The following is an 8479-nucleotide window of genomic DNA, read 5'->3' on the forward strand; positions in this document are numbered from 1 at the left end:
TCCAACTTTCCTTGGTAGAAGAAGTTGGCTGGGATACCAGGATTTGAACCTGGGAATGCCAGGATCAAAACCTGGTGCCTTACCGCTTGGCGATATCCCAACAAAGAATTATTTGATAATTTTATTTCTTATCAAGAAATGGTGCGGAAAGAGAGACTTGAACTCTCACAACCGAAGTTACTGGAACCTAAATCCAGCGCGTCTACCAATTCCGCCACTCCCGCATCGTTTGTGTAATAAAACACAGGTAGTTATTTTAAACTCTTCATTGAGTGCAATTTAACTCTTGCAGAGCCATTTCTAAAAGAAGAAATGGTGGCTAAGACGGGATTTGAACCTGTGACCCCATCATTATGAGTGATGTGCTCTAACCAGCTGAGCTACTTAGCCATTGTTGGCTGGGATACCAGGATTTGAACCTGGGAATGCCAGGATCAAAACCTGGTGCCTTACCGCTTGGCGATATCCCAACAATAACAATTGATAGTTTTAATTCTTATCAAGAATTATGGTGCGGAAGGAGAGACTTGAACTCTCACATCCTAAGATACTGGAACCTAAATCCAGCGCGTCTACCAATTCCGCCACTCCCGCATCGTTTGTACAATAAAGTACAGGTAGTTATTTTAGACTCTTCATTGAGCAACAAAAAATAAATGGTGGCTAAGACGGGATTTGAACCTGTGACCCCATCATTATGAGTGATGTGCTCTAACCAGCTGAGCTACTTAGCCATCTTTTTTGTTAGCACTTCATCGCTGAGTGCGGGGCGTATTATGCTGATATGACCCAAATTCGTCAACACCTTTTTTGCAAAAAAACACTTAACTGTGTTTGTTTGCAGGAAAATTGAGCTAACCGGCTAAATTTTAATAAAAATGCTGTTTTTTTAACTGCCTTTAAGGCGCCGAATCTTAATTAAGCCTGTACTTCTTTAATTAAGCGATATTACAAAGATAGACTAGTTGAGGCTAATTATTATTTTAATAATGCTTAAATACAAAAAAGGCTCGTAAAAACGAGCCTTTAAAAATTATTCCAATCTAAATTGGTTTAATTTGTACTTATACGTTGAACAGGAAGTTCATTACATCGCCATCTTTAACAATGTACTCTTTACCTTCTTGACGCATTTTACCTGCTTCTTTTGCGCCACTCTCACCTTTAAAGGCAACGAAGTCGTCAAAAGCGATAGTTTGCGCACGAATAAAGCCACGCTCGAAGTCTGTATGGATTTTACCTGCGGCTTGTGGTGCTGTTGCACCTACAGGGATTGTCCATGCACGTACTTCTTTTACGCCAGCTGTAAAGTATGTTTGTAATTGCAGTAATTCATAACCACCACGAATAACAAGGTTAAGACCCGGCTCTTCTAAACCAAGATCAGCCATAAATTCAAGCTTGTCTTCTTCATCTAGTTCAGAAAGCTCAGATTCAATAGCGGCACATACGGGTACTACAATAGCATCTTCTGCTTCGGCGATAGCACGTACGCGGTCAAGGTAAGGGTTATTTTCAAAACCATCTTCTGCAACGTTAGCAATATACATAGTTGGTTTGATAGTTAAGAAGTTAACAGAGCTGATAGCTGCTTTTTCTTCTTTAGTTAAATCTAAAGAACGTAAAGTTAAGCCTTCATCAAGATGCACTTTTACTTTTTCAAGTACGGCATTTTGCTCTTTAGCGTCTTTATCGCCACCTTTTGCTTTTTTCGCGTTACGGAAAAGAGCTTTTTCAGCACTATCCATATCAGAAAGTACTAACTCGGTGTTAATTACGTCAATATCGTCTGCAGGGTCAATTGTACCCGCTACATGAATGATGTTTTCGTCTTCAAAACAGCGAACTACGTGACCAATAGCATCAGTTTCGCGAATGTTAGCTAAAAACTGATTACCAAGACCTTCACCTTTAGATGCGCCTTTTACTAAACCTGCAATATCCACAAATTCCATACTTGTTGTAAGGATGCGTTGCGGATTTACAATTTTAGCGAGCTCGTCTAAGCGAGGATCTGGCACAGGCACCACACCTGTATTAGGCTCTATGGTACAAAAAGGAAAGTTAGCGGCTTCAATACCCGCTTTGGTTAATGCATTGAAAAGCGTTGATTTACCCACGTTAGGCAAGCCAACGATGCCACATTTAAAACCCATAGTAAGATACCTTAGTTTAGAATTCGTTTAAACGGTGTACTTGGACCCAAGTTACTAGGGTTTAAACGAATGTAGTCTGTTTTGTGCTTTTAACACACCATCTTTTGCAAGTATTTCCATACAACGAACTGCTTCATCAACAGCGGCATCCATTTTTTCTTGATCGTCTTTGGCTGCTTTACCAAGCACCCAACCGGTGACCATTTCACGATGCCCTGGATGACCTACACCTATACGTAAACGCATAAAGTCTTTTTGATTTGCCATTTTTGCAATAATGTCTTTTAAACCATTATGACCGCCATGCCCGCCGCCTTTTTTTAATTTGGCAACGCCTGGGTCTAAATCCAACTCATCATGGGCAACTAAAATGTCTTCCACTGGGATTTTGAAAAAATTAGCTAAACTACTGACCGCTTTACCACTTAAATTCATGTAAGTAGTGGGGATCAATAATTTGAATTCTTGGCCTTGAATGATCACTTTACCTGTAAGGCCGTGATATTTAGGATCGTATTTTAGAGTGCAGTTGTAGCGTGCAGCGATTTGCTCGATGAACCAAGCACCTGCATTGTGACGTGTGTTTGCGTATTCGGGGCCTGGATTAGCCAGGCCCACAAGCATTTGAATAGAATTCAAGGTTGCGAGACCTTAAATATTATTCTGCAGCGTCTGAAGCGTCGTCTTCAGTTGGAGCTGCTTTGTTTGCTTTGATAGTCAGGATAGACTGATCATGGCCTTCGCCTTTACCTAAATCTACAGAGCTAACGCCTTTAGGGAAAGTAAGGTCAGAAATATGAACCGAATCGCCAACTACAAAGTTAGACACATCAACTTCGATAAATTCTGGAAGTGCTTTTGGAAGACATGAAATTTCAACTTCAGTTAACTGGTGAACAACAGTTGCACCTAGTTTTGTCACGATATCTTCACCGATGAAGTGAAGAGGAACTTTAGTTTGGAATGTATGAGTAGCATCTACACGTTGGAAATCAAGGTGAGTAAGCTTAGGCTTGAATGGGTGACGTTGAATATCTTTTAAGATAGCTTCAACAGACTCGCCGCCTATGTTTAGTGTAATGATGTGAGTGTAAAAACCTTCATCTTCTTGCGCTTTGATCATATCTTTATGAGCAAAAGTAAGAGATAGAGCTTCTTTATCTGCTCCGTAAAGGATTGCAGGTACTTTGTCTTCGCGACGTAGGCGGCGGCTCGCACCAGTACCAGTTTCTACGCGAAGTTCAGCGTTATAAGTGTAAGTTTTGTTAGACATGATGTCTCCAATAATTATAAGTGTAGGGCCTTTGCGACCAAGGACCCCAGCCAAAAGGCGCGCTATCATACCACCGCGTACTTGTAAAATATACATCGCTTACAAAAAAAGCGCCAAAAGGCGCTTTTATATTCAGAAATGTTTGATTTTAGTGTTCGAACATCGCTGAAATAGATTCTTCGTTACTAATACGACGAATAGTCTCTGCTAGCATATCTGCAAGAGTAAGTACTTTAACTATATCAAGCGCTTTAAGTTCTTCAGATAGAGGTATTGAGTCAGTTACAATCACTTCGTCAATTACTGAATTACGTAAATTTTCTGCAGCTTTACCAGAAAGAATAGGGTGCGTAGCGTATGCAAATACACGCTTTGCGCCATGTTCTTTAAGTGCTTCAGCAGCTTTACACAATGTACCACCGGTATCAATCATATCATCTACGATAATACAATCACGACCTTCAACATCACCAATAATATGCATTACTTGAGAAACGTTTGCTTGTGGGCGACGTTTATCAATAATAGCTAAATCGGTATCGTTTAATAGTTTTGCTATAGCACGAGCACGTACAACACCACCAATATCAGGAGATACAACAACAACGTCATCAAAATGACGGGCTTTCATATCTTCAAGTAATACAGGGCTGCCAAATACGTTATCTACTGGTACATCAAAGAAGCCTTGAATTTGCTCAGCGTGTAAATCAACCGTAAGTACACGGTCAACACCTACGCTTGATAGGAAGTCAGCAACAACTTTAGCAGTAATTGGTACACGGGCAGAACGTACACGACGATCTTGACGGGCATAACCGAAATAAGGAATAACGGCAGTAATACGACCTGCAGATGCACGACGTAAAGCATCAACCATAACGATAAGTTCCATTAAGTTATCGTTTGTAGGGGCACAGGTTGATTGCAATATAAAAACATCCGAGCCACGAACATTTTCATTTATTTGAACACTGATCTCACCGTCACTAAAACGGCCTACAACAGCATCGCCTAATTCAATATATAAACGTTTTGCAACTTTTTGAGCTAACTCAGGTGTTGCGTTACCAGCGAAGAGCTTCATGTCAGGCACGGTTGGGTTCCTCAGGCACTGAAATTTTGGACTAACGGGCAATGATAAATACCACTGCGGGTTAACTTATGATTACTTTTACGTTACTTCATTGATCGAATATAGCGGCTAACTCCGTATGAGCAGGGGAGACATTAACGCTTGAGGCGATAAATCCCTGCCAAGTATGGGGGAGGTTAGCAAGTACATCTTGTGCTTGAACTTGACTAGCAAATTCTACAAAACAACATGAACCTGTTCCGGTCATCTTCGACGGGGCGTATTTTAGCAACCACTGGAGGGTTTTTTCAACCTCGGGACAAAGCTTTTTAACTAAAGGCTCACAATCATTAGTTAAAATATACTGTTTCCAGTCACCTAATATTTTAGGTGTGTCACGTTTTAGCTCAGGATGAGTAAATATTTTTGCGGTACTTACATGTTGATTTGGATGTACTACACAGTACCATTTTTGTTCTAGTTCTACTTGGTGTAATTTTTCGCCAATGCCGTGTGCTATGGCGCTTTGACCATGTATGAACACGGGAACATCTGCTCCTAATTGTAAGCCTAAATGAGCAAGTTCATCCAAACTTAACTGTGTTTTCCAAAGTTTATTGAGCGCTAATAATGTAGTTGCGGCATCTGATGAACCACCTCCAACACCGCCTCCCATTGGTAAGCGTTTAATTAAATTTATTTTTACACCAAGCTCCGTTTTGCTCTTAGTTTGTAATAATAAGGCAGCTTTATAGATGAGGTTGTCTATTAAAGGGATATCTTTAGTATCACCCTCTATTGAAATTGTGGATGTGTGCACTAGTTCAAAACTAAGTTCATCTCCAAAATTCAAAAAAGTAAATAAAGTTTCCAGCTCATGATAGCCATCTTCACGACGCCCGTTAATGTGTAAAAATAAGTTGAGTTTTGCCGGAGCAATTAAAGAAAAAGACGTTTTGGTATTCATATTAATTAAATTGCCAGTCATAGAGTTGAATTTTGATTCTAATGCTTTGGTGTTTGAGCGTTAGTTTGGTTGGAACCCAATAACCTTCAGTTTGCATATATGCACTGTAATCTATTTGCCATTTCTTACCGGTGTTATCAAACCAAAGTACTTGTTTAGCGCGACCGAGTTGATCAACTATTAAGCTTTGATCGTCAATAGTACCTTTTAACCAACTATCGGCATTATTTACAGGTAAAGTAAAACCAGTTAAACGTTTAAGAAGTCGCGCAGCATCAGTATCAAAATACTCTTCACCATCAAATTCTAGCTCAGCACCTTTTTCGGTTTGTTTAAGCGACAAAATGCGCGTACCAATAAAAGTAGTCAGCACTAAATTGTTACTATTTTCCCTTTGTTGCCAATTTAAATTTGCAGATTGGCGCTCATCAGGGCTGATAAAAGCAAGTTTCCCCTCTACTTGCCAAGTTTTTTGAGCAGCAAGGCGAGGTTTCCAATCATCGTAAGTTGTTGTTATTTTGTTTGTTTGTTGCGTGCAACCACCTAAAAATAAAAAAAAGGTAAATAAAATTAAATATTGTCGAATCAAATGTCGTTCCTTACTTTCCATATTCCGCTGATTTTTGGTAAAATTGCCGCCTTTAAAGTAGGGCTCAGCAATATTTGGCAAATATGACCATAATAGCACTTGGTATAAATCACAAAACCGCATCCGTAGACTTACGTGAAAAAGTGGCTTTTTCGCCTGAGCAAATATCAGAGGCGTTGCAACAATTAAGTGGTCACGCTGCGTTTAGTGAAGCGGTGATCGTTTCTACCTGTAATCGAACCGAAATCTATTGTAGCCTTGCTCAGCAAAAATCCCAAACACTGTTGCATTGGTTAGCCAGTTTCCATGGTTTAGATGAACAAGAACTGAGTAGCAATATTTATTGTTATGAAGGTAATGATGCAATAAATCATTTAATGCGTGTTGCCTGTGGTTTGGATTCTTTAGTGTTAGGTGAACCGCAAATATTAGGGCAAATAAAGCAAGCTTATAATAGTGCTAAAACACATGATGCCATTGGTGTTACGTTTGATCGGTTATTTCAAAAAACTTTTTCGGTTGCAAAAGAAGTCAGAACCGAAACAAACATTGGTGCAAGTGCTGTGTCGGTCGCGTTTGCGGCAGTTAATTTAGCAAAACATATTTATGGCAAGCTTGATCAGACCAATGTGTTATTAATTGGTGCAGGCGAGACCATTGAGCTGGTAGCTAAGCATTTATATCAAAATGAGCCTAAAAAAATAACGGTAGCTAATAGAACAATTGAACGTGCGCGCAGCCTTGCTGATGAAGTGTCGGCAGATGTGATTGCGCTTGCACAGTTGCCAGAGCGTTTACATGAAGCCGATATAGTGATTAGTTCTACAGCCAGTACGCTTCCTATTATAGGTAAGGGTGTGGTTGAGCAGGCTCTCAAACAGCGTAGAAATAAACCGATGTTGTTTATAGATATCGCTGTGCCACGCGATATAGAAAGCCAAGTAGGCGAGCTCGATGCAGCCTATTTATATTCAGTTGATGACTTACAAACTATTGTAAGCGAAAATATGGCAGCGCGAGAGCAAGCTGCTGAACAAGCACAAATTATTATAATTGAACGCACTAAAGAATTTGCAATGTGGATGCGTTCACTCGATTCGGTAGATTTAATCCGCCATTATCGAAATGATGTACAAACAATAAAGTCTGAATTAGTAGAGAAGGCGGTTAGCCAACTCTCTAGTGGTAAAGATGCAGAAAAAGTAATTTTAGAGTTGGCCAATAAATTAACCAATCGCTTAATGCACGCGCCTACACGTGCTATACAAGATGCAGCGAAAAAAGGTGAAGTGGCGCAGCTAAACCAGTTGAAAAAAATGTTAGGTATTGATCAGGAATAACCGTTAAATGAAAGAGTCTGTTTATAATAAATTAGAAACCTTAGTAGAACGCTACGAAGAAGTACAAGCGCTGCTAAGTGACCCGTCGGTCATTAGTGATCAAAATCGTTTTCGTGGGCTTTCAAAAGAATATTCTGAGCTTGAAGAGATTGTAAAAACGTTTTTAGTTTATAAAGAAACGCAAGATGATTTAGCCAGTGCAGAAGAGATGCTTAAAGATTCGGATCCTGAAATGCGTGAAATGGCGCAAGAAGAATACAAAGAAGCTAAAGCACAAATTCTAGCAATTGAAGATCAAATTCAAGTATTGATGTTGCCAAAAGATCCACGCGATAACAATAACGTGTTTGTTGAAGTTCGTGCTGGAACGGGCGGCGATGAAGCGGCAATTTTTGCCGGCGATTTATTTCGTATGTACAGCCGTTACGCAGAAACTAAAAAATGGAAAGTAGAAGTTGTGAGCACCAATGAAGGTGAGCACGGTGGTTACAAAGAAGTGATTGCGAATATTAGTGGCGAAGGTGTTTACGGGCAATTAAAGTTTGAATCAGGAGTACACCGCGTACAACGTGTGCCAGAAACTGAGTCACAAGGGCGTGTTCATACCTCTGCTTGTACCGTTGCGGTAATGGCAGAAGTACCAGAAGCAGAAGCGATACAAATTAATACAGCAGATTTAAAAGTTGATACATTTCGTGCATCAGGCGCAGGTGGTCAGCACGTTAATAAAACAGACTCTGCTATTCGACTTACACATATACCTACCGGTGTTGTGGTTGAGTGTCAGGATCAACGTTCACAGCATAAAAACCGCGCTAAAGCGATGTCAGTACTTGCAGCTCGACTGCAACAAGCTGAAGATGAAAAACGCCATGAAGCAGAGGCTTCTGAGCGTCGTGATTTAGTAGGTAGTGGTGACCGTTCTGAGCGTATCCGTACTTATAACTATCCTCAAGGTCGTATTACCGATCACCGTATTAACCTGACACTTTATCGCTTAAATGAAGTAGTAGCGGGTGATTTAAGCTGTGTGATCGATCCATTAATGCAAGAGCATCAAGCTGACTTATTAGCGGCTA

8 protein-coding genes and 6 tRNA genes are annotated in these 8479 nt (G+C 40.2%); 2 read left to right on the top strand and 12 right to left on the bottom strand.

All coding sequences use genetic code 11. The features are described 5' to 3' along the window. Nucleotides 1–25: 25 nt before the first annotated feature. The 12 genes from L647_RS0107740 to lolB all read right to left on the bottom strand — a co-directional run bounded on the left by L647_RS0107740 (nt 26) and on the right by lolB (nt 6060). Nucleotides 26–100: transfer RNA gene (locus L647_RS0107740), tRNA-Gln, on the bottom strand. Nucleotides 101–139: 39 nt separating this feature from the next. Next, a tRNA-Leu gene (locus tag L647_RS0107745) sits at nt 140–224 on the bottom strand. 89 nt (nt 225–313) lie between these two features. After that, nucleotides 314–390: transfer RNA gene (locus L647_RS0107750), tRNA-Met, on the bottom strand. Between the two features lie 5 nt (nt 391–395). After that, nucleotides 396–470, bottom strand: a tRNA-Gln gene (locus L647_RS0107755). Between the two features lie 39 nt (nt 471–509). Beyond that, nucleotides 510–594, bottom strand: a tRNA-Leu gene (locus tag L647_RS0107760). A 63-nt stretch (nt 595–657) separates the two neighbouring features. Further along, nucleotides 658–734, bottom strand: a tRNA-Met gene (locus L647_RS0107765). A 330-nt stretch (nt 735–1064) separates the two neighbouring features. Continuing rightward, a complete protein-coding gene (ychF, locus tag L647_RS0107770; RefSeq protein ID WP_024609886.1) occupies nt 1065–2156 on the bottom strand; it encodes a redox-regulated ATPase YchF in 1092 nt (363 codons plus the stop codon). A gap of 54 nt (nt 2157–2210) precedes the next feature. After that, on the bottom strand, nt 2211–2795 hold the full coding sequence (pth, locus tag L647_RS0107775; RefSeq protein ID WP_024609885.1) for an aminoacyl-tRNA hydrolase: 585 nt from the start codon (nt 2793–2795) through the stop codon (nt 2211–2213). 19 nt (nt 2796–2814) lie between these two features. Further along, the gene (locus L647_RS0107780; protein ID WP_024609884.1) at nt 2815–3429 is read right to left on the bottom strand and encodes a 50S ribosomal protein L25/general stress protein Ctc; all 615 of its coding nucleotides are present in this window, start codon (nt 3427–3429) and stop codon (nt 2815–2817) included. 148 nt (nt 3430–3577) lie between these two features. Further along, nucleotides 3578–4525: a ribose-phosphate pyrophosphokinase gene (locus L647_RS0107785; RefSeq protein WP_024609883.1), complete on the bottom strand. Its 948-nt coding sequence runs from the start codon at nt 4523–4525 to the stop codon at nt 3578–3580. Between the two features lie 88 nt (nt 4526–4613). Next, nucleotides 4614–5471 carry a 4-(cytidine 5'-diphospho)-2-C-methyl-D-erythritol kinase gene (ispE, locus tag L647_RS0107790; RefSeq protein WP_024609882.1) on the bottom strand — a complete coding sequence of 286 codons (858 nt, stop codon included), beginning with the start codon at nt 5469–5471 and terminating at the stop codon, nt 4614–4616. Nucleotide 5472: 1 nt separating this feature from the next. Continuing rightward, nucleotides 5473–6060 carry a lipoprotein insertase outer membrane protein LolB gene (gene lolB, locus L647_RS0107795; RefSeq protein ID WP_024609881.1) on the bottom strand — a complete coding sequence of 196 codons (588 nt, stop codon included), beginning with the start codon at nt 6058–6060 and terminating at the stop codon, nt 5473–5475. Between the two features lie 83 nt (nt 6061–6143). Between lolB and hemA the strand changes: the two genes are divergently transcribed. Next, on the top strand, nt 6144–7400 hold the full coding sequence (hemA, locus tag L647_RS0107805; RefSeq protein ID WP_024609880.1) for a glutamyl-tRNA reductase: 1257 nt from the start codon (nt 6144–6146) through the stop codon (nt 7398–7400). Nucleotides 7401–7407: 7 nt separating this feature from the next. Continuing rightward, the coding region (prfA, locus tag L647_RS0107810) for a peptide chain release factor 1 (protein WP_024610665.1) at nt 7408–8479 on the top strand (1072 nt) is incomplete at its 3' end.

The sequence above is a fragment of the Pseudoalteromonas sp. TB64 genome, from assembly GCF_000498095.1.
GTDB lineage: Bacteria > Pseudomonadota > Gammaproteobacteria > Enterobacterales > Alteromonadaceae > Pseudoalteromonas.